The organism is Marinobacter sp. F4216 (genome assembly GCF_019931195.1).
Lineage (GTDB): Bacteria > Pseudomonadota > Gammaproteobacteria > Pseudomonadales > Oleiphilaceae > Marinobacter > Marinobacter suaedae.
The window spans coordinates 82,830-102,436 of sequence record NZ_JAIOUO010000008.1 but is presented as its reverse complement, the minus strand read 5'-3'; the positions used below and the strand labels follow the sequence as shown (position 1 = coordinate 102,436).

At 57.6% G+C, this 19,607-nt stretch carries 17 protein-coding genes and 1 riboswitch; of the genes, 10 read left to right on the top strand and 7 right to left on the bottom strand.

What is annotated here, in order from left to right; translation table 11 throughout:
- Window positions 1-4: 4 nt before the first annotated feature.
- The 4 genes from K8I84_RS15485 to lpxL are packed head-to-tail and all read right to left on the bottom strand — an operon-like array spanning window position 5 to window position 4,147.
- Entirely contained in the window at window positions 5-1,069 is a 1,065-nt protein-coding gene (locus K8I84_RS15485; protein WP_223795685.1) for a glycosyltransferase, read from the bottom strand.
- Window positions 1,066-2,181 (bottom strand): glycosyltransferase family 4 protein, encoded by a 1,116-nt coding sequence (locus K8I84_RS15480; RefSeq protein WP_223795684.1) that lies wholly within the window; start codon window positions 2,179-2,181, stop codon window positions 1,066-1,068. Before K8I84_RS15480 ends, K8I84_RS15485 begins: the two co-directional genes overlap by 4 nt.
- Window positions 2,178-3,161 carry a mitochondrial fission ELM1 family protein gene (locus K8I84_RS15475; RefSeq protein WP_223795766.1) on the bottom strand — a complete coding sequence of 328 codons (984 nt, stop codon included), beginning with the start codon at window positions 3,159-3,161 and terminating at the stop codon, window positions 2,178-2,180. The genes K8I84_RS15480 and K8I84_RS15475 overlap by 4 nt, the downstream gene beginning before the upstream one ends.
- Window positions 3,162-3,199: 38 nt before the next feature.
- Window positions 3,200-4,147 carry an LpxL/LpxP family Kdo(2)-lipid IV(A) lauroyl/palmitoleoyl acyltransferase gene (gene lpxL, locus K8I84_RS15470; protein ID WP_223795683.1) on the bottom strand — a complete coding sequence of 316 codons (948 nt, stop codon included), beginning with the start codon at window positions 4,145-4,147 and terminating at the stop codon, window positions 3,200-3,202.
- A 121-nt stretch (window positions 4,148-4,268) separates the two neighbouring features.
- Between lpxL and waaA the strand changes: the two genes are divergently transcribed.
- Window positions 4,269-5,522 carry a lipid IV(A) 3-deoxy-D-manno-octulosonic acid transferase gene (gene waaA, locus K8I84_RS15465; protein WP_223795765.1) on the top strand — a complete coding sequence of 418 codons (1,254 nt, stop codon included), beginning with the start codon at window positions 4,269-4,271 and terminating at the stop codon, window positions 5,520-5,522.
- Window positions 5,523-5,556: 34 nt separating this feature from the next.
- On the opposite strand, the gene K8I84_RS15460 is transcribed toward waaA, so the two are convergent.
- Window positions 5,557-6,936, bottom strand: coding sequence for a TolC family outer membrane protein (locus tag K8I84_RS15460; protein WP_223795682.1), 1,380 nt, complete (start codon window positions 6,934-6,936; stop codon window positions 5,557-5,559).
- A 184-nt stretch (window positions 6,937-7,120) separates the two neighbouring features.
- A riboswitch (TPP riboswitch) is annotated at window positions 7,121-7,244 on the top strand.
- A 105-nt stretch (window positions 7,245-7,349) separates the two neighbouring features.
- On the opposite strand from K8I84_RS15460, the gene thiC reads away from it, so the two are divergent.
- From thiC to K8I84_RS15430, 6 genes are all read left to right on the top strand, one after another.
- On the top strand, window positions 7,350-9,227 hold the full coding sequence (gene thiC / locus K8I84_RS15455; protein ID WP_223795681.1) for a phosphomethylpyrimidine synthase ThiC: 1,878 nt from the start codon (window positions 7,350-7,352) through the stop codon (window positions 9,225-9,227).
- A gap of 97 nt (window positions 9,228-9,324) precedes the next feature.
- Window positions 9,325-9,945 carry an NUDIX domain-containing protein gene (locus tag K8I84_RS15450; protein ID WP_223795680.1) on the top strand — a complete coding sequence of 207 codons (621 nt, stop codon included), beginning with the start codon at window positions 9,325-9,327 and terminating at the stop codon, window positions 9,943-9,945.
- Window positions 9,942-10,427, top strand: coding sequence for a DUF1249 domain-containing protein (locus K8I84_RS15445; protein ID WP_223795679.1), 486 nt, complete (start codon window positions 9,942-9,944; stop codon window positions 10,425-10,427). The genes K8I84_RS15450 and K8I84_RS15445 overlap by 4 nt, the downstream gene beginning before the upstream one ends.
- Before the next feature lie 197 nt (window positions 10,428-10,624).
- Window positions 10,625-11,431 (top strand): 3',5'-cyclic-AMP phosphodiesterase, encoded by an 807-nt coding sequence (gene cpdA, locus K8I84_RS15440; RefSeq protein WP_223795678.1) that lies wholly within the window; start codon window positions 10,625-10,627, stop codon window positions 11,429-11,431.
- 108 nt (window positions 11,432-11,539) lie between these two features.
- The gene (gene gcvH, locus K8I84_RS15435; RefSeq protein WP_223795677.1) at window positions 11,540-11,932 is read left to right on the top strand and encodes a glycine cleavage system protein GcvH; all 393 of its coding nucleotides are present in this window, start codon (window positions 11,540-11,542) and stop codon (window positions 11,930-11,932) included.
- Window positions 11,933-11,955: 23 nt separating this feature from the next.
- Window positions 11,956-13,152 carry a class I SAM-dependent rRNA methyltransferase gene (locus K8I84_RS15430; protein ID WP_223795676.1) on the top strand — a complete coding sequence of 399 codons (1,197 nt, stop codon included), beginning with the start codon at window positions 11,956-11,958 and terminating at the stop codon, window positions 13,150-13,152.
- 30 nt (window positions 13,153-13,182) lie between these two features.
- Here the strand turns inward: K8I84_RS15430 and K8I84_RS15425 are convergent, their stop codons facing one another.
- The gene (locus K8I84_RS15425) at window positions 13,183-13,839 is read right to left on the bottom strand and encodes an HAD family hydrolase (protein WP_223795675.1); all 657 of its coding nucleotides are present in this window, start codon (window positions 13,837-13,839) and stop codon (window positions 13,183-13,185) included.
- Between the two features lie 173 nt (window positions 13,840-14,012).
- On the opposite strand from K8I84_RS15425, the gene K8I84_RS15420 reads away from it, so the two are divergent.
- The 3 genes from K8I84_RS15420 to K8I84_RS15410 all read left to right on the top strand — a co-directional run bounded on the left by K8I84_RS15420 (window position 14,013) and on the right by K8I84_RS15410 (window position 18,224).
- Entirely contained in the window at window positions 14,013-14,552 is a 540-nt protein-coding gene (locus K8I84_RS15420; RefSeq protein ID WP_223795674.1) for an RNA pyrophosphohydrolase, read from the top strand.
- A gap of 6 nt (window positions 14,553-14,558) precedes the next feature.
- Window positions 14,559-16,865, top strand: coding sequence for a phosphoenolpyruvate--protein phosphotransferase (gene ptsP / locus K8I84_RS15415; protein ID WP_223795673.1), 2,307 nt, complete (start codon window positions 14,559-14,561; stop codon window positions 16,863-16,865).
- Between the two features lie 117 nt (window positions 16,866-16,982).
- Window positions 16,983-18,224 (top strand): patatin-like phospholipase family protein, encoded by a 1,242-nt coding sequence (locus K8I84_RS15410; RefSeq protein WP_223795672.1) that lies wholly within the window; start codon window positions 16,983-16,985, stop codon window positions 18,222-18,224.
- A gap of 47 nt (window positions 18,225-18,271) precedes the next feature.
- Here K8I84_RS15410 and hslU read toward each other — a convergent pair whose 3' ends face one another.
- Window positions 18,272-19,600, bottom strand: coding sequence for an ATP-dependent protease ATPase subunit HslU (hslU, locus tag K8I84_RS15405; protein WP_223795671.1), 1,329 nt, complete (start codon window positions 19,598-19,600; stop codon window positions 18,272-18,274).
- Window positions 19,601-19,607: the final 7 nt, after the last annotated feature.

Below are 19,607 nucleotides of genomic sequence, written 5' to 3'. Positions count from 1 at the left end.
ATTCTCAGGGAGTCCCAGTGTGGTGGCATTGCAAGGTTTCCAGATAAAAACTTTCGGTATTGGCGATCATGTTTTCCAGGGTCAGGTGCGTGCGCGCAAAAATGATCGCTTCTGTTTCCAGCACTCTCAGATCTGGCAGGTTTGACAGCCAGGAGCTCAGCAGCTGGGCAAGGCTTTCGACCGAATGGGCTGTGCTGACGGCCTGTTCTGGCAGCAGGGCCTGAATGGCTGGAATGGGGGTGGAAACTACGGGGCAACCAGCCAGGAGGCTCTCGATCAACACATAGGACAGCGCCTCGCGCTCTGAGCTGATGATGGTCAGGTCCGCTTCCTGGTAGACCTGCTCCATCGCAGGCTGGAAGCCTGCCAAGGTGACTGATTTTGCAAGACTGTGGCGATTGATCAACTGCGCCAGTCTGGGCCGCTCGGAGCCTTCACCATAAATGGTCAAATGGTAGTGGCGTTCGTCCGGGACGAGGTTGCTCCAGGCTTCTATCAGTTTCGAAAATCCTTTCACGGGTTCCAGGCGACCAACGGCAATCGCATTGATGGTGCCATCGGGCTGGCTGGTGACTGCTGGAGCGCTTTGGCCGCGAGTGAGTGGGGCCGGCACGCCATTCGGGACAAGTCGCTTCCGAGGATGTTCCAGTGCAACAAATATTGGTTGGCTTACAGCGATGACCGCATCCAGGTGTTGAAACGCCCGGTGGTTCGATTTAATGCCATGAACGGTACCTAATCGCAGTGTGCTCAGGGAAAGGCTGGACCGGCTGACAAGGTCAGCCGCCTTGCTCCCCTGCGCATGGACAATATCAGGCGAAATATCTCTGAGGCAGCGAGTTATCGTCCACTGCAGCCATGGGTTTTTTCGGCCCAGTTGCACCGGTTGGCGGTGAAACGTCACGGGGGGAGGGAAGTGGTCGTGGTAACTCTTATGTCCAAGAACATGCACGGTGTGCCCGCGCTCGGCCATCCCCTTGGCGAGGTCTACGGTGTGCCGTTCCATACCCCCCCAGTTGGTACCCGGAGTGGCAATCACAAACGCCAGCGTCAGGTGACGTTCCGTCATGATAAGGCCCGGCGCCCGGTCACAAGCTGCTGGTAGATCCGAAGCGTTGCCTCTGTTTGGGCCTCCAGTCGGAAGCGGTCGGGAATCTGTATGTCCGGCGTTGGCCCGTCAAGTAACCGGACAACTGTTTCGGTAAATGCTTCTGTGTCGTCCGGAGTGACCAGCCCTTCACGGAAACAGGCCTGCAGTGTTTCAGCCGCGCCACCTCGGTTGAAGGCGGCTACGGGCGTGCCTGACGCCAGAGCCTCGGTGACCGTCCTGCCAAACGGCTCAGGTTTGGTGGACAGGTGACATACCAGGTCGGAGAGAAGATACAGTTCAGCCATGTCGTTTCTCTGGCCCAGGAAGGTGACATGCTTCGACAGGCCAAGCGCTTCGCAACGCTTTTTCAGCTCCTCCATGAAATGCTCTTTGCCGGGCTCTGCACCGCCGACGATGATGCCGTGGCAGTCATTGCGCTCCCGGATCAGTTGCGCCATAACCTCAAGAAAGGTCAGTTGGCCTTTCCAGCGGGAAATACGCCCCGGCATCATCAATATTTTCTGGTCTTTGAGTTGCGGGTAGGTCGCTAAAAGGGCATGGGTCCAGGATGGATCCAAGCGATGTTCGCGGAACTGGTCCACATCGACCCCTCGTTGTATAACGGTCAGTTTTTCCCGCGCAACATTGAAGTTGTTCAGCACGTAGTCCCGGACGCAGTTTGAAACGGCGATGATGTGATTGGCCTTGGTCATGACAGCGCTGTACGGATTCACCGAATACATGCCGTGAAACGTCGATACGATCAGTGGCCGTTCGGCAGCGGGCAGGCTGAGCCAGGCAAGGTGAATGATCCAGGCTGGCATGCGGGACCGGACATGGATGATGTCTGGCCGAATCCGACGAATCAGTCTCCGCATGGGAAGGATTTGGCCGAAGGAGGCCGGCGATTTCCTGTGTATCGGCATCTGGACGTGGGTGCTGCCGTTCTCGTGCAGATGTTGGACCATTGGCCCGCCGTTGGAGACGACGAATGACTCATGTTCACGTTTGACCAGTTCAGCCGCGAACTCAACGGTGCCCCGTTCCACGCCCCCGCTGTGCAGGGCTGGCAAAGCCTGCAGGACTCTCACCCCACTCTCCCTCCGGTGAGTTCTTCCTGCGGCGGTGTTGGCAGCAGTTCCTTCTCCAGTACCCAGCGCGCCGCGCGATCCGCCTCCCAGAAAGGCTGTCCTCGAAGGGGCTTTTCTGTCATGACCGACGCGTGGTCTGACCATCGGGCGATACGGCCGTTCTTTACCAGCTGGTCGATTCCGGTTGCCACTCGACTGCCAGCCACCGGAGTAAGCTGGAATATCCCCGTGGGAGCGCCGGAGGTGGCCGCCTCGCACACCATGGACATACTGTCCGGGCTTACCCAGACCGCACGGGATGCGGATAACTGGTGATTAAGCCAGTCTTGATGGGTGCGCTCCGGATGGACGACGGAAATCTTCAGTCCGGCCAGCTCCTCCAGTTTGCCCAACAGCGGCTCCGGAGTCCGCCGCGAACCGCTGATGGTCCAGCGCCAACCTGTATAGTGGTTGATCAGATGGTGGATCTGGCCAAGCAGAACGTCCTCATCCCAGTCAAAGTGGGGAGAGGGCCCGCCCACCAGAATCAACGCCTCTGGCTTGTCAGTGATTCGGGCCAGTGGTGTCACGGTGTTGATCACGCCCTCGGTCAGCAGAACATTGGGCCCCTCGGCAACGCGATCGTGGGCCGGTGTAATGACCGCACTGACCCAGCCGAGCGGGAATCCGGGCTTCATCAATACCAGAGTGGAGACGTTTTTTTTTCGCCGTAGCGCCAGCAGCAAGCGGTGCGTGCCCGAGCCCGCGCCGACAATCAGGTCGGGTTCTGCCGGTGGATAGTCGGCAGCGGGCGGCATGCCCAGAAACGACCGCCAGAGGGGAACGGCAATCGACTCTGTATCAACCCAGTGAAGGTTGGCACCGGCCAGCGCACGCAGTCGGTTGCCCAGGCCTTTGAGTTGGTTTCGATGACCTGGCTTGTTGTCCGTCAGCAGCCAGACCACCGGCGGTTCGCTTCTTTCCCTGTCGAGTGTCGCCATAGTTTGAGGCACGGTGTGCCCGTCTCCATTGGGTCTGTCTACTTGCGTTGATAAAAGCCCGGATCGTCAGGGTCCGGTCGGGTTTTGAACCGGCGGTGCATCCAGAGGTACTGGTCCGGGGCTTTGCGGATTTCCTGCTCGATCGTCCGGTTGATCAGGGTTGCGTCCTGCAAATCGTTTCCACTGGGAAAGTTCTCCAGCGCAGGATGGAAGTAGATGTCGTAGCCGGGTTTGTCTTCCCGGCGTGTGTGGCTGAACGGGACAACGACACAGCCACTTCGTTCGGCGATCCGCGATGTCGCGGTGATGGTTCCTGCAGGTATTCCGAAAAATGGCGCAAACACAATGTCCTTGCGGCCGTAATCCTGATCTGTGGCATACCACACTGCATGGTTCTGTCGCAGGCTTCTGAACAGGCCCCTCAGGTCCCTGGCACCGAGCACAGTGCCGTAACGCCGCTCTCTCGCCCTTGTCATTACCGCGTTCATGAGTGGGTTGTTATGATCGCGCTGCATCACATCGGCTGCAATGTGTTCCGTGACCAGCGCGCCGCCCAGATCCAGTGTGCTGTAATGCCCGCCAAGCAGCAGTACACCCTTCCCCTGAGCGCGAGCCTGCTCGAAAAATTCCAGTCCATGCACCCTGGTGATGTCCAGAAAATGTTTCGGGTTGCGGAACCAGGCGAGGCCAAGCTCCATCAGGCCAATGCCATTGGCAATAAAGGATTTTCGAACCAATGCCGATTGTTGCTCTGTTGTCAGCTCCGGAAAGCATAGTCGGATATTGGTTTCGGTTATCCGTCGTCGGCGAGCTGCAAGCCGCAAGGCAAGCAGGCCGGCAAGTTTGCCAAGCCACCACTGCAGGCGCAGGGGCAGGTGCGCCAGTAACCACATGAGGCCGATCACACACCAGGTGGGCCACCAGCGTGGATGCCGGTACGCTGAAAAGTCTGTGTTTCGTGGGGGTTTACGATATGTCTTGTTCACTTGCAAACAGATCCTTGAAGGTGCCGGATTCCATGCACATCCCGTTGCGCTGTTTTCCCGGTTAGAGGAAAAAACACTGGATTTCCGCTATGATAGCGTACTGTTTGGTTGGGAGTCGTCTGTGCTTCACTTTATCTATTCCCTGTTAATTCGGCTACTGCTGCCTTTCATTTTACTTCGGTTATGGTGGCATGGACGAAAGGCACCGGACCTGCGGAATAACTGGCGCAACAGGGTTGGCTTTGTACCGCCCGTGGATGGGGCGGTTGTCTGGGTTCACGCCGTGTCGGTGGGGGAGACCATCGCTGCGGGTCCGATGGTTCGGAGGCTATTGGCACAAAAGGCGGGTATCACCATCCTGATGACCGCGATGACGGATACCGGCCTGGCGCAGGCCCGGAAAATGTTCGGGGATCAGGTCCAGTATGCTTATGCACCCTACGATACACCTGGCTCTATCAGGCGCTTCCTCGCACGGGTTCAGCCCAGAATTCTTGTCATCATGGAAACCGAGCTCTGGCCGAACATGATTCGTCAAAGTCGTGCCCTCGGTGTGCCTATTTTCCTGATTAACGCCCGGCTATCTGAGCGCTCTGCTCGTGGTTACGAGCGGGTTAAAGGACTCACCGGTCCGATTATGCAAAGTCTCAGCTGGGTGGCCGCACAGGCGGAGAAGGACGCTGAGCGTTTTTGTCGGCTGGGTGTGGAGCCTAGCCGTGTATCGGTCACCGGAAGCGTGAAATTCGATGTGGATATCCCAGCAAATGTTCACGCGTCTGCACGAACATTGAAAGCGGCATTCGGAAACCGAGTGGTCTGGGTGGCCGGCAGTACCCATGAAGGTGAAGACGAGATGCTGCTGGCGGCGCATCAGCAGGTACTGGCAGCGCACCCCAGGACCTTGCTGATACTGGTTCCCCGTCACCCCGACCGGTTTGATTCTGTGGCAGACAAGGTGACCAGAGCCGGTCTGTCCCTTGCTCGCCGGTCAGGCTCGGACGAGCCCACGACCGCGCAGGTCTATCTGGGGGATACCATGGGGGAGCTGATGATGCTGTATGGCGCCAGTGACATCGCCTTCGTCGGCGGTTCACTGATTACCCGTGGTGGCCATAATCCCCTGGAACCGGCGGTCTGGGGGATTCCGGTGTTTTCCGGCCCTCACGTTTTTAACTTTGAAACCATTTACCAGCGATTGCGGGAAGATCAGGGGGTAACCATGGTGTCTGGCGCCAGTGAGCTGGCGCAACATCTGGTTGATCTGGTGGGAGATCCAGAGGCCCGGCGAGCCTCCGGTGAGCGGGCACTGGCGGTGGTTGAAAAAAACCGGGGCGCCCTGGACAGGGTAGTCAGCGGAATCATCGAGCGTTTGTGACGGCGGGCTTGCCTTCAGGCGCCCGCCTCGCCGTTCACTGGGTCGGGTCTTCCAGTACCTCGTTCTCGTTTGCCAGTGCTTCAATGCCCGGTGCCGTTTCGCTCAGCCAGTTGTTCAGCACGATAAGGTCCTTCGGACTCAGTGTACCGGCGGCCTGTTGCAGGCGCAGGGTATTGACCACGTAATCGTAGCGGGCATTGGCGTAGTCACGGAGCGCCACGTAGTAAGCACGCTCGGCATCCAATACCTCGACAATATTCCGGGTTCCCACTTCATAACCTGCGCGGGTTGCATCCAGCGCGCTGCGTCGGGACACGATGGTCTGTTCAAGGGCTGAAGCGGTCTCGATGTTATTGTTTACTGTCAGGAACAGGCTGCGGGTGGTGACACGAACATCCCGGCGCACCGTGTTCAGGGTTTCTTCGGCGACGTCCAGCAGAGAGCGCTGTTGGCGAACTGAGGCCTGGGTGCCGCCACCGGTATAGATTGGCACGTTCAGCGTTAGCCCGATTACACCCTGGGTGGTGGTGCCGTCCCGCTGGGTAAACGTCGCGCCTGGCTCTTCCAGCCCATCAATGTCGGATTTGCCGTAGGAAGCGTTCAAATCCAGGGTGGGGTAATGCCCTGCTTTGGCTGCCCTCAGATTGGCTTCACTGGTGTTTAGATCATAAACAGCGGACTGAATTGACCAGTTCTGCTCCAGGGCCGTTTTCTCCCAGGCGGCGGGATCGGCCGGCTCCGGGCGTCCAAGGGGGAAGTTTTCGCGCAGGTTTTCCAGTTCCTCGGTGTACTCGCCGGTCAGGCGGGCCAGTTGTTCCCTGGCAACGTTGAGCTGGTTCTCTGCAACAATACGCCGGCTGCGGGTGTCATCGAACAACGCCCGGGCTTCATAGACTTCAGTGATGGCTATCAGGCCGACATCAAAGCGCTCCTGAGCCTGTTCGTATTGTCTTTGGATGGCGGCTTCCGCTGCCAGAGTGGTGGTCACCGTGTCCTGGGCGAGCAGCACATTGAAGTAAGCCGTCGCCACGTCAAGAATCAGTTGCTGCTGGGCAAGGTTGAACTGGGCGCGGGCCGATTCGGTCTGAAACTGGCTGGCATCGAAGCGATACCAGGCATCAGCGCGAAACACAGGCTGGGTCAGCTGCGCCCCAAAGCCCAGTTCGCGGTAACCGGCATCCTGGTTGGGGCCGTCGACATCAATGTAGTTTGCATCGCCGAAAGCGCCGATTTGGGGTAACAACGCACTCCGGGTAACATCGCTGGCGGCTTCCTGTGCCTCAAAGCGGGCTTGTGCGGCCGCTATGCCGGAATCGTAAGACAATGCTTTCTCGTAGGTCTCTACCAGATCCATGGAAAAAACGGACTGGGTCGCGAAAAGCCCTATCAGCCCGGAAAGCAGTTGCTTCTTCATAGTGTCTCCTGAATACCTGTGCACGAACGTGTCCCGCGATTGAAGGTTGTAACTTCCTATAAAACAGAAAAAAAATCCAATCGCAGTTGATCCTTGGGAAGCTGGACGGCCATTATGGACAATAAATGGGCATAGCTCTACACTTGCTAGGCGCACTTATTCGAGGTGCCACACAATCAAGTTTCGCGTCTTGACGGGGTGCTGACCAGTTTACTGTTTTAAACGGTGAACGGTCGGCTGAGATTGCACAGCAGAACCCGCAACCTGATCCGGATAATACCGGCGTAGGAATCAACGACCATACCGATCACTGGCAAGCGTTTTAACGACGCGCACGGGCACTGATTCAATGTCCGTTGAGCCGGGCTCTGTCATGCGCGACCACCGTTCCTTTGACAGACCCGGAGCCAGTGATGACAGACGAAATCTCCTACCTCAAAGACTCTGCCCGCGTGGATCCGGCTGCGGTTGAGCCGCTGCCCAGTTCCCGAAAAGTGTATGTGCAAGGTTCCCGCTCCGATCTCCGGGTGCCGATGCGAGCCATCAGCCAGAGTATCACTCCCACCGATATGGGCGGCGAATCCAATCCTGACGTGCTGGTGTACGACACCTCTGGCCCGTACACGGATCCGGAGGCCCGAATCGATATTCGCAAGGGTCTCGACCCCTTGCGCGGGGACTGGATTCGAGAGCGTGGGGATGTGGAGCAACTGTCCCGGTACACCTCGGCATTTACCCGTCGGCGAAACGCCGACCCGACACTGGATCCCCTGAGATTTTTTGAGGGGCGAAAGCCGTTGCGGGCGAAGGCCGGGAAGAACGTGAGCCAAATGCATTACGCCCGCCAGGGCATCATTACGCCGGAGATGGAGTTCATCGCCATCCGGGAAAATCTCAAATTGCAGGAGGCCCGCGAGCGGGGGCTGCTCGAATCCCAGCATCCCGGCCAGTCACATGGGGCTTCGTTGCCCAAGGTAATTACCCCGGAGTTCGTGCGGGATGAAGTGGCTCAAGGACGGGCAATCATCCCCGCCAACATCAATCATCCGGAACTGGAGCCGATGATCATTGGCCGCAACTTCCTGGTAAAGATTAATGGCAACATAGGGAACTCGGCGGTCAGCTCGTCCATTGAGGACGAAATCGAAAAACTGACCTGGGGCATCCGATGGGGCGCGGATACCATCATGGACCTCTCCACCGGCAAACATATCCATGAAACCCGGGAGTGGATCATTCGCAACTCCCCGGTCCCGGTCGGCACCGTACCTATCTACCAGGCGCTGGAAAAAGTGGGCGGTGTGGCGGAAGACCTCACCTGGGATATCTTCCGCGACACCCTGATCGAGCAGGCCGAGCAGGGTGTCGATTATTTCACCATCCATGCCGGGGTGCGGCTGCACCATGTACCGCTCACCGCCAATCGGGTCACCGGTATTGTCTCCCGTGGCGGTTCCATCATGGCCAAGTGGTGTCTGGCCCACCATCGGGAGAGCTTCCTGTATGAACACTTCGAAGACATCTGCCAGATCGTGAAGGCCTACGATGTGTCCTTCAGTCTTGGCGATGGCTTGCGGCCAGGATCCGTGGCGGACGCAAACGACGCGGCGCAGTTTGGTGAACTGGAAACCTTGGGCGAGCTGACCAAAATCGCATGGAAGCACGATGTGCAGGTCATGATCGAAGGACCGGGGCATGTGCCGATGCACCTGATCAAGGAAAACATGGACAAGCAGCAGACATGCTGTGATGAGGCACCTTTCTACACACTGGGTCCGCTGGTGACGGACATTGCGCCGGGATACGACCACATCACCTCCGGCATCGGTGCTGCCATGATTGGCTGGTATGGCTGTGCCATGCTCTGCTACGTGACGCCCAAGGAGCACCTCGGGCTGCCGAATAAAGAGGACGTGAAAACCGGCATCATCACCTACAAGATTGCCGCCCATGCCGCAGACCTCGCCAAAGGTCACCCTGGCGCCCAGGTCCGTGATGACGCGCTCTCCAAGGCCCGGTTTGAGTTCCGGTGGGAGGATCAGTTCAACCTGGGACTGGATCCGGACACTGCTCGCTCGTTCCACGATGAAACCCTGCCGAAGGAGTCCGCCAAGGTGGCACATTTCTGTTCCATGTGCGGCCCGAAATTCTGCTCCATGCAGATTTCCCAGGAGGTGAGGGATTACGCACGGGCCCGTGATCTGGACGAAAATTCGGCGCTGGCAACCGGGATGCAGGAAAAATCCCGGGAATTCATGGAGTCCGGAGGTAAGCTCTACGACAAGATCTGATCGTCACGTTTTTGGTGTGTTCACAGCGGCTTCGGCCTGCTTGCAATGGGTCGGAATCACCGGCTATTGTTCAGAATTGGTTTCGATTGGAGAAAAAATGTCCAGTCCCTTTCAGTTCAGTGCCAGCGATGTCCATATCGAAAGGAGGGAAACCGTGTTTCAGGGGTTTTTCCGTCTGGACAAGCTGTGGCTGACGCACGCCCGCTTCGACGGGAAGAATATGCCGGTGTTCACCCGTGAGCTTTTCATCCGGGGTGATGCGACCTGCGTATTGCCCTACGATCCGGTCCGTGACGAAGTGGTGTTGCTGGAACAGTTCCGGCTTGGGGCGCTGGGGCGAGACCAGTCGCCCTGGTTGCTGGAACTCGTTGCCGGGATGAATGAAGACGGAGAGACGCCGGAAGAAGTCGCGCGAAGGGAAGGCCAGGAAGAAGCTGGTCTGACCTTCCGCAGTCTGGAGCGTATCTGCGATTACCTGGTATCGCCGGGGGGGACGTCGGAACTGGTCCACCTGTACTGTGGGTTGGTCAGTACCGAGTCGGCGGGTGGCCTATATGGTATGGAGCACGAACACGAAGATATCCGTGCACACGTTTTCTCCTCGCACGAGGCCATTGAAATGATTCGTGACGGACGAATAAACAACGCGGCGGCCATTATCGCCCTTCAATGGTTGCAGCTGAACCGTTCGAGACTGCGTAACGAGGTGGGTCTATGACTGAGTGGACCATCAAACCCAAAGCTTATGTGCCGGATCTCCAGCGCCTGGGTGCACTGTGTGACGGCAACTACCAGCGCCTTCGCCGGTTGCGCCAGCTCGAGTTGAACGGCAGGTCGATCAATGCATTCGAGTTACGCCGTGAGAGCCTCTACCTTGGCAGGGTTCAGATCAAGGTGCTGCAGACAGCAAAATACACGGAAACCCTGCTACTTGAGCAGATCCACAACTCAGGCCGCTGGCTGAACAATCCGGAAATGACCGTGCGGGTCTATCACGATGCATCGATGGCCGAAGTGATCAGTTGCTATCGCGATCGTCAGATCGCGCCGGTTAACGACTACCCGAACCGTTTCATGCATCACCCGGATGAGAAAGTCCAGGTGAACGGTTTCCTGGCGGACTGGCTCGATTTCTGCCTCCGGTTTGGTCATCTGCCCATCGATCAGGCAGCCTGGCCTGCCGGCGAGGGTGTGGACTGAGCGGTCTTTGACCATCGTCTTATTGACCTGGTTTTTGAGAGGCCGGGCTCATGTCTGAGTTGTTAAAAATCGCAATATATCGCCAGACACTACTGAGAATGTGATGCCCGTGGCATTCAGGGGCAATAAAATCTTACCTCGACAACGTACACTCAAATCTCGACCAAGTGACGCGTAGTAAGGCGAAACTGATTACCATGACCATGCCAAACGAAACCCGACCTCTCCGGGTTCTGCATCTTACCGATCCCCATCTGATGGCAAACGCCAGCGGGCAACTGCTGGGTGTGAACACCCGGGACAGTTTCTCTGCCGTTGTCGATGAGGTTTTGAAGTCCCATGGTCAGCCTGATCTGGTCCTCGCCACCGGCGATCTCGCTCAGGACGGTTCGGAAGAAGCCTATCGGGTGTTTGGCCAGCGGTTGACTGTCTTTCAGTGCCAGACCGCCTGGTCACCAGGCAACCACGATGACGCTGGCACCCTCAAGCAGGTAGCGGAGGAGTTCGGTGCCAATCATCGTCGTATCCTGATGGGTGGCTGGCAGTTCATCCTGCTGGATTCGTCCGTTCCAGGAAAGGTTCATGGCGAGCTGTTGCAGTCCGAGCTGGCGTTTCTTGAGCAGGTGTTGTCCGAGTATCCGGAGATGCCGGCGGTGGTGTCCCTTCATCATCACCCCGTTGATATCGGGTGTGCCTGGCTGGAAAACATTGGCCTTAAAAATCGAGAGGCTTTCTGGCAGGTTATCGAACGCTTCCCTCAAGTGAAAGTCGTGCTATGGGGCCATATTCACCAGGAACAGAACATAGTTCGTGACGGTGTGCGCCTGCTTTCAACTCCGTCTACCTGTATCCAATTCACCACCGGCTCATCCGACTTCTCCGTGGAGCCGCTGGCACCGGGGTACCGCTGGTTCGAGTTTGATGCCGATGGCAGCTTTACTACCCGGGTTCACCGTGCTCTGGACTTCAGTTTCGAGCTTGACCAGTCCAGCAGCGGATATTGAATTCCAAATTCCCTCATACTGATTCTCGGTTCTTCCCCTGCGTCCGCGCTCACGTTTTGCTAGCTTCTTGAGTTACACTGCGCAAAATTTTCACCAGGGAATCCGACCATGAGCGACATACCTGCAGATCTGAAATACATCGACACTCATCAATGGGTCCGTGTAGCCGATGATGGAACGGCGACCGTAGGCATCACAAATTTCGCCCAGGAACAGCTTGGGGATGTGGTGTATGTTGGTGTGCCCGATCTGGGCGTCACCGTTAACGGTGGGGAAGAGGCGGGGGTTGCCGAATCGGTCAAGTCGGCTTCCGATGTGTTCAGTCCCGTTACCGGTGAAGTGATCGCAGTAAATGAAGCACTGGAAGATGAGCCGGAAAAAGTGAATGAAGACCCCTACGGTGAGGGTTGGATGTTCCGGGTCAGGCTGGCGGATGAAGGTGAGCTGGACGGTCTGATGGATGCGGACGCTTACGCGGATCACGTTGCCGCAGAGATGTAACTCTTTCCCCTCGGATAACCGAAATGAACTTACCTGTCTTGTATCTTCGAAAAGGTGCGGAGCGACGTCTTCGTGCCGGTCATCTTTGGGTCTACAGCAACGAGGTGGACACTCGCCGATCGCCGCTCTCCGGGTTTGAAGCCGGTGCCCAGGCGGAACTCAGGGCTGCCAATGATAAGCCTCTGGGGTCGGTATTTGTGAACCCTCATGCACTGATCTGCGGACGACTGATCAGCCGGGATCCGTCTCATGGTATGACGCCCCAGCGGCTGACGCACCGGCTTGAGACGGCACTGGCGCTTAGGGAAACGCTGTTTGAACGCCCTTTCTACCGCTGGGTCTTTGGCGACAGTGACGGACTGTCAGGCCTGGTGGTGGACCGCTTCGGAGATATCGTGGTCATTCAGATCTCCACGGCGGGCATGGAACAGATGAAAGGCTCCATCATCCGGGCCGTTCAGCGCCTCGTTCATCCAAAGTCCATCGTGCTCAAGAATGACGGCAAGATGCGCAAGGTTGAAGGGCTGGAGAATTACGTCGAGCAGGCCCATGGGCCAGAAGTGTCCGTGCTGCCGGTGGAAGAGAACGGGGTTCGGTTTGAAGTCTCGTTGGCGGAGGGACAGAAGACTGGCTGGTTCTATGATCATCGCATGAATCGCCGGCGCCTGCAGGCGTATGCGCCGGGCAAGCGAGTGCTTGATGTCTTCAGTTATGTCGGCGGCTGGGGGGTCCAGGCTGCGTCGGCGGGCGCCAGCCAGGTAACCTGTGTGGACAGCTCGGCATCGGCGATTGATAGCGTGCATCACAATGCTGCGCTCAATGGGCTGGAGAATGTGGAGACCCTTCAGGGCGATGCTTTTGAAGCACTCAAGGCGTTGTGCGACGAAAAGGAAAAATTCGATATCGTGGTGCTGGATCCGCCGGCCCTGATTCCCCGCCGCCGTGATCAGAAGGCCGGTGAACAGGCCTATGCCCGGCTGAACCAGCTTGGGCTCAGATTGCTGGAGCGCGAGGGCATTCTCGTGTCGGCCTCCTGCTCCATGCATCTGTCACAGAGCCAGCTTGTGGATATTATTCGCAGCAGTGGCCGCAAGATTGACCGGTTTGTGCAGCTGTTGGAGCAGGGGCATCAGGCGCCGGATCATCCGGTGGTTCCCGGTATTCCGGAAACCGATTACATCAAGGCCTGCTTCGTGCGGTCACTGACCAGCTTCCTTTAAGGGAGCTGGTCGGATTCCCTCACGTGCCTGTCAGTCTCTTAGCGACAGGATTTTCCAGTTTCTTTTCCGCGCCAGTGATTCCAGGGTCGGGTCCGGGTCCACAGCGACGGGATTGTCCACAGCTTCAAGCAGTGGCACATCGTTATGGGAATCGCTGAAGAACCAGGCGCCGTCCAGACTCTCTCCAGTATCCGCCAGCCAGTGGTTCAGCCGGGAAACCTTGCCATCCTGGAAGCTGGGTGTGCCGGCGACCTGGCCCGTGTACCGCCCATCCTTCAATTCCGGTTCAGTCGCAATCAGGTGCTCTATCCCCAGCTCGGCAGCAATAGGCTCTGTCACAAAGTGGTTGGTGGCGGTGATGATCATCAGGGTGTGGCCCAGGGTGCGGTGAGTATCCAGCAGCTCACCCGCTTTACGCTGCATCATCGGGCGAACTTTCTTCTCCATGAACTGATCGCGCCACGCCAGGAGCTGTGACATTTCGTGCTTTGCCAGTGGCTGAAGGGCAAAGCTCAGATAGCGAAGGATGTTCAGTTCGCCGTTCAGGTATTCCTGATAGAAGCGATCGTTGGCCTTGCGGTACTCCTCGGGATCAACGATGCCTTCTTCCACCAGAAATTCGCCCCAGGCGTGATCGCTGTCTCCCGCCAGCAGGGTGTTATCGAGATCAAAGATAGCGAGCGTCAACTTTTTACCTCCGGAACGCAAACCGTGTCTTGGAAAGCGGCTAGTCTACCATGGCCGAACGTGCGCAGCTCCGTTTGCTGTGGCCGTGCGTTTCTGCAAGAATGAAAACAACTTGGATAATTGTGGCCGTTCGAAATATGAACTGCCCGACCGACTTATAAGAGGACTGTGCCGTGATAGATTCAGACGGTTTCAGACCCAACGTCGGAATCATTTTGGCCAACCACAGGGGTGAAGTGCTGTGGGCTAGGCGTGTCGGGCAGGATGCCTGGCAGTTTCCTCAGGGCGGAATCAATGCCAACGAATCGCCGGAGGAAGCATTATACCGGGAGCTCGGAGAAGAAATCGGTCTTGCCGCCAGCGATGTGGAAATCATCAGCTGTACGCGGGGCTGGCTCAGGTATCGGCTGCCAAAGCGGATGGTGCGTCATAACTCGCATCCCGTCTGCGTCGGCCAAAAACAAAAATGGTTCCTGTTGAGGATGCTGTCGCCGGACGCGCGGGTTTGCGTGGACGGAACCGATTCGCCGGAATTCGATGGATGGCAGTGGGTTAGCTACTGGTATCCATTGGGGCAGGTTGTCTCGTTCAAACGTGAAGTCTACCGGCGGGCGCTGAGGGAGCTGGCTCCCCGCTTGTTCCATGAGATGGAACAGTGGCAGCGGCGCGAACAGACTCGACGAGCCCGGGAGCCCCAGACGGTGACGGACTAAACGCGCATGCTGAGCATATTGCGAAGTCTTGTACAAGAGGTGAACAGCGCCCGGGATCTCCAGGAGGCGCTGGATATCATCGTCTCGCGTGTGCAGAAGGCCATGGGCACCGAAGTGTGCTCCGTTTACCTGCTGGATCCGGCAACCAATCGATATATCCTGATGGCCACCGAGGGGCTCTATCCAGATGCGGTAGGGCAGGTCACCCTGGCTTATTCCGAGGGCCTGGTTGGCCTGGTTGGTTCCCGCGAAGAGCCGATCAACCTGGAAGATGCGCCGTCTCATCCCCGATACCGCTATTTCCCGGAAACCGGTGAAGAACGTTTCCGGTCCTTCCTGGGTGTTCCCATCATCCACCACCGCCGAGTACTGGGGGTTCTGGTTGTTCAGCAGCGGGAGAACACACGAACCTTCGATGAGGGTGAAGAAGCCTTCCTGGTGACTGTGTCGGCCCAGTTGGCGGGCGTGATTGCTCACAGTGAAGCCACCGGTGTGATCAGCGGTCTTTCCCTGACCGGTGAAGAGGCCCGGGACGTTAGTTTCAATGGTGTGCCAGGCGCTCCGGGAGTCGCGATCGGCCAGAGTGTCGTGGTTTACCCTTCAGCCGACCTGGACGCCGTTCCGGAAAAAGCGCCAGAGGATGTTGAACAGGAAGTTGTTCTGTTCCAGTCAGCGGTAAAGGCTGTTCGGGATGACATCGAACGGGTCGCCGAGCGCCTCGCCTCACAGCTCCGGCCGGAGGAACTGGCGTTATTTGATGTCTACTTGAGAATGCTCGGCGATGACGCTTTGCCGGGCGAGGTGACGAACAAAATCCGCGAAGGAATCTGGGCTCAGGGGGCCCTGAAGCAGGTCGTTCAGCAGTACGTGCGCCACTTCGAGATGATGGATGATCATTACCTGCAGGAGCGGGCGGTGGATATCCGGGACCTTGGTCGCCGGCTTTTGTCCCACCTTCAGGAGCGCGGGCAGGAACAACTCGAATACCCGGAACGTACGGTGCTGGTCAGCGAAGAGCTGACTCCTGCGATGCTGGGGGAGGTGCCGAAAGGCCAGTTGGTCGGACTTGTTTCGGTCAAGGGCTCCAGTAACTCTCACGTCGCCATTCTGGCCCGGGCCATGGGCGTACCTACCGTGATGGGACTGGTGGATATCCCCGTCAATCAACTGGACGGCAAGGAACTGGTTGTTGATGGTTTTGAAGGCCAGATTTTTGCCTCGCCCTCGGATGATCTGCGCGCGTTTTACCAGGCCATTTGTGAAGAAGAAGATGAGCTGATCCGCGGGCTGGAAGCACTGCGGGATCAGCCCTGCGAGACGATTGATCATCACCGGGTGTCGCTGCTGGTGAACACCGGCTTGATGACCGATGTGGTCCGTTCCCTGTCGCACGGTGCCGAAGGCATTGGGCTGTACCGGACCGAAGTGCCCTTTATGATCAAGGACCGCTTCCCGTCGGAACAGGAGCAGCGCGAGTATTACCGGGAACAGCTCGAGGCTTTTGCGCCAAATCCCGTAACCATGCGGACCTTAGACATTGGCGGTGATAAATCCCTGACCTATTTCCCCATTCAGGAAGAAAACCCTTTCCTGGGTTGGCGTGGCATTCGGGTCACGCTCGATCACCCGGAAATCTTCCTGGTTCAGGTTCGTGCCATGCTGAAAGCCAGTGAGGGCCTGAATAATCTGCAGATCATGTTACCGATGATTAGCAATGTATCGGAGGTGGAAGAGTCGCTGCACCTGATTTACCGGGTTTATCATGAGGTCCGGGAAGAGGGCTATGACATTCACATGCCGAAAGTGGGCGTGATGGTGGAAGTGCCGGCGGCGGTGTACCAGATCCGTGAACTGGCCGAACGGGTGGACTTCCTGTCGGTAGGCTCCAACGATTTGACCCAGTATCTGCTGGCGGTCGACCGTAACAACCCCCGGGTGGCCCAGCTATACCATTCCTACCATCCGGCGGTGCTTCAGGCGCTTGTTCGAATCGCGCAGGATGCCCATGTGGTGGGCAAGCCGGTTGGTATTTGTGGTGAATTGGCGGGTGACCCGGGTGGTGCCCTCCTGCTGATGGCGATGGGCTATGACTCCCTGTCGATGAACGCCGCCAGTCTGCCGAAGGTCAAGTCGGTGATTCGCAGTGTCAGTCGTGAGTGGGCCATGCAGCTGTTGGAGGATGTGTTGCTCCTGGACTCGCCCCACGTCATCAAAAGTTGTGTAGATCTGGCCCTTCGCAATGCTGGATTTGGCCGTTACCTCCGGCCAGGCAAATCGAACAGTGCGGCTTACGCAGAACGAGCGGCCTCCTGAGTCAGCGGGCTGTAATGAATGATTATAGGGTGAGAACTCTAAATCCTGCTGGTAGTTTGGACTAGGGTAGGTCTAACAAGGGCCATTCCCATGTTGCCAATCGGAATAGGATGAACCATGACAGCGCCAACCGATCTGAAAACCGCTCCTCGTGTCGGACTCGCCCTAGGTGGTGGTGGCCCGCTGGGCGGCATATACGAGATCGGCGCCTTGCGGGCGCTCGATGAAGCCCTTGATGGTCTCGACTTCAATAACATTGATGTGTATGTGGGCGTCAACGCGGGCTCTTTCGTGGCGGCCAATCTCGCCAACCAGATGACCACCGCTCAGCTGTGCCGGATTTTCGTCCGGAACGAAGCGGAAGTACATCCGTTCCACCCAGAGGTTTTCTATCGTCCGGCATTTCGTGAGATCGGTCGTCGTCTTCTGGCCGTGCCGGGCTTGGTGTCTACCGCCCTTCAGCGGTTTGCTAACAACCCTTATGACCAGAGCCTGCTGGAAGCGATGACGATTCTCGCCCAGGCCGCGCCGTCAGGACTGTTCGATAACGAAGGCTTGCACGACTACCTGAAGCGCGCTTTCACCATGCTGGGCAGGACGAATGATTTCCGGGAACTCAAGCGCAGCCTTTACATTGTCGCTGCGGACGTGGAAAGCACCGATGCGGTCTGTTTTGGCGCGCCGGGCTTTGATCACGTCCCGATTTCAAAGGCCATTCAGGCCAGCACGTCCTCACCCGGGCTGTATGTGCCGGTCGATATTGATGGTCGTTATTACGTGGACGGTACGCTGCGTAAAGGGTTGCACGCCTCGGTCGCGTTCGAAGACGGTGCGGATCTCGTGTTCGCGGTAAATCCTCAGGTGCCGATAGACGCCAGTGCCGCTGTCCGTTCCGGCTCTATGAAACCGGGCGAGTTGACCCGGGCGGGGATGCCTAACCTGCTGTCACAAATGTTCCGGACCATGGTGTATTCGCGCATGCAATCGGGCATTGCCCAATACGCCCGCGACTATCCAGACAAGGACATCTTGCTGTTTGAACCCACCCGGGACGACGCGAAGCTCTTCTTCTCCAACGTGTTCAGTTTCCAATCCCGAAGAATGGTGTGCGAACATGCTTATCAGATGACTCGTCGCGATCTGCTCAAGCGAGCGGATGAGCTAGAGCCCCGTCTGGCCAAATACGGAATTACTCTGCGCCGTGATCGGCTGGAGGATGAGCAACGCACCATCAGTACCAGTCTGTATGGCGAAATGTTGCCGCTGTATGTGGCCAAAGGCAGGAAGAAAAGGGCGGAGAAGGGCAGGCTGGCGTCCAGCTTTGAAAACGTCAGCCATCTATTCAGTAAGGCCCAGTGAATTAAGCAGCCGGGGTTCGGCAGATTCGCGAACCCCGGCAGCCTTGGTTAGAGAATATAGCGGCTCAGATCTTCGTCCTCGGCCAACTCCCCAAGCTTTTCATTTACATAGGCAGAGGTCACTTCAAATGTCTCGGTGACCTTGTCGCCCGCATCGAAGGACAAACTTTCCAGCAGACGTTCCAGCACGGTATGCAGGCGGCGAGCACCGATGTTTTCGGTGGTTTCGTTAACCTTGCAGGCCACCTCGGCAATCCGGGCGATGGCATCCTCACTGAACGTGAGCTTAACCCCTTCGGTGCCCATCAGCGCCTCGTACTGCTCAACGAGTGACGCATCCGGCTCAGTCAGTATGCGCTTGAAGTCATCCGGAGTAAGTGCCTGAAGCTCGACCCGAATCGGCAAACGGCCCTGTAGTTCGGGAATCAGGTCGGACGGTTTTGACAGGTGGAACGCGCCGGAGGCGATAAACAGAATGTGATCCGTGCGTACGGAACCGTATTTTGTGCTCACCGTGCTGCCTTCAATCAGAGGGAGCAGGTCGCGCTGAACGCCTTCACGAGATACATCCGAGGAGGTGTTTTCCGAGCGCTTGGCGACTTTGTCGATCTCATCGATGAAGACGATGCCATTCTGCTCGACCGCCTGAATGGCCTTCTGCTTGATTTCTTCCTCGTTCACCAGCTTCGCCGCTTCTTCGTCTTTCACCCGGCGTAAGGCATCTGCCACCTTCATCTTCCGGGTCTTGCGCTTGTCGGAAGACAGGTTGGAGAACATGCTCTGGAGCTGGCTGGTCATCTCCTCCATGCCGGGAGGCGCCATGATCTCGACGCCTGCGGAGCTGGCGCTCAGGTCAATTTCGATGTCCTTGTCGTCCAGGTCGCCTTCCCGCAGCTTTTTGCGGAACATCTGCCGGGTGGCAGAGTCGGCCGGCTTCTGGCTGTCTTCGTTAAAGTCCCTGGGTGGTGGCAGCAGGGCGTCGAGGATGCGCTCCTCAGCCGCATCCAGAGCGCGGTTCTCGTGGCGCTTCATCTCCTGCTCGCGCAGCATCTTTATAGCTGCATCCGCCAGGTCCCGGATGATGGACTCCACATCCCGGCCAACGTAACCAACCTCGGTAAACTTGGTGGCCTCGACTTTCAAAAACGGGGCATCGGCCAGCTTGGCCAGTCGGCGGGCGATCTCGGTTTTACCGACGCCCGTTGGGCCGATCATCAGGATATTCTTGGGGGTGATTTCGTCTCGCAGGCTGTTATCCAGCTGCATCCGGCGCCAGCGGTTGCGCAGCGCGATGGCGACGGCCCGTTTGGCTTCTTCCTGGCCTACGATGTGTTTGTTGAGTTCGTGAACAATCTCGCGGGGTGTCATTCCAGCCATGGTCGCT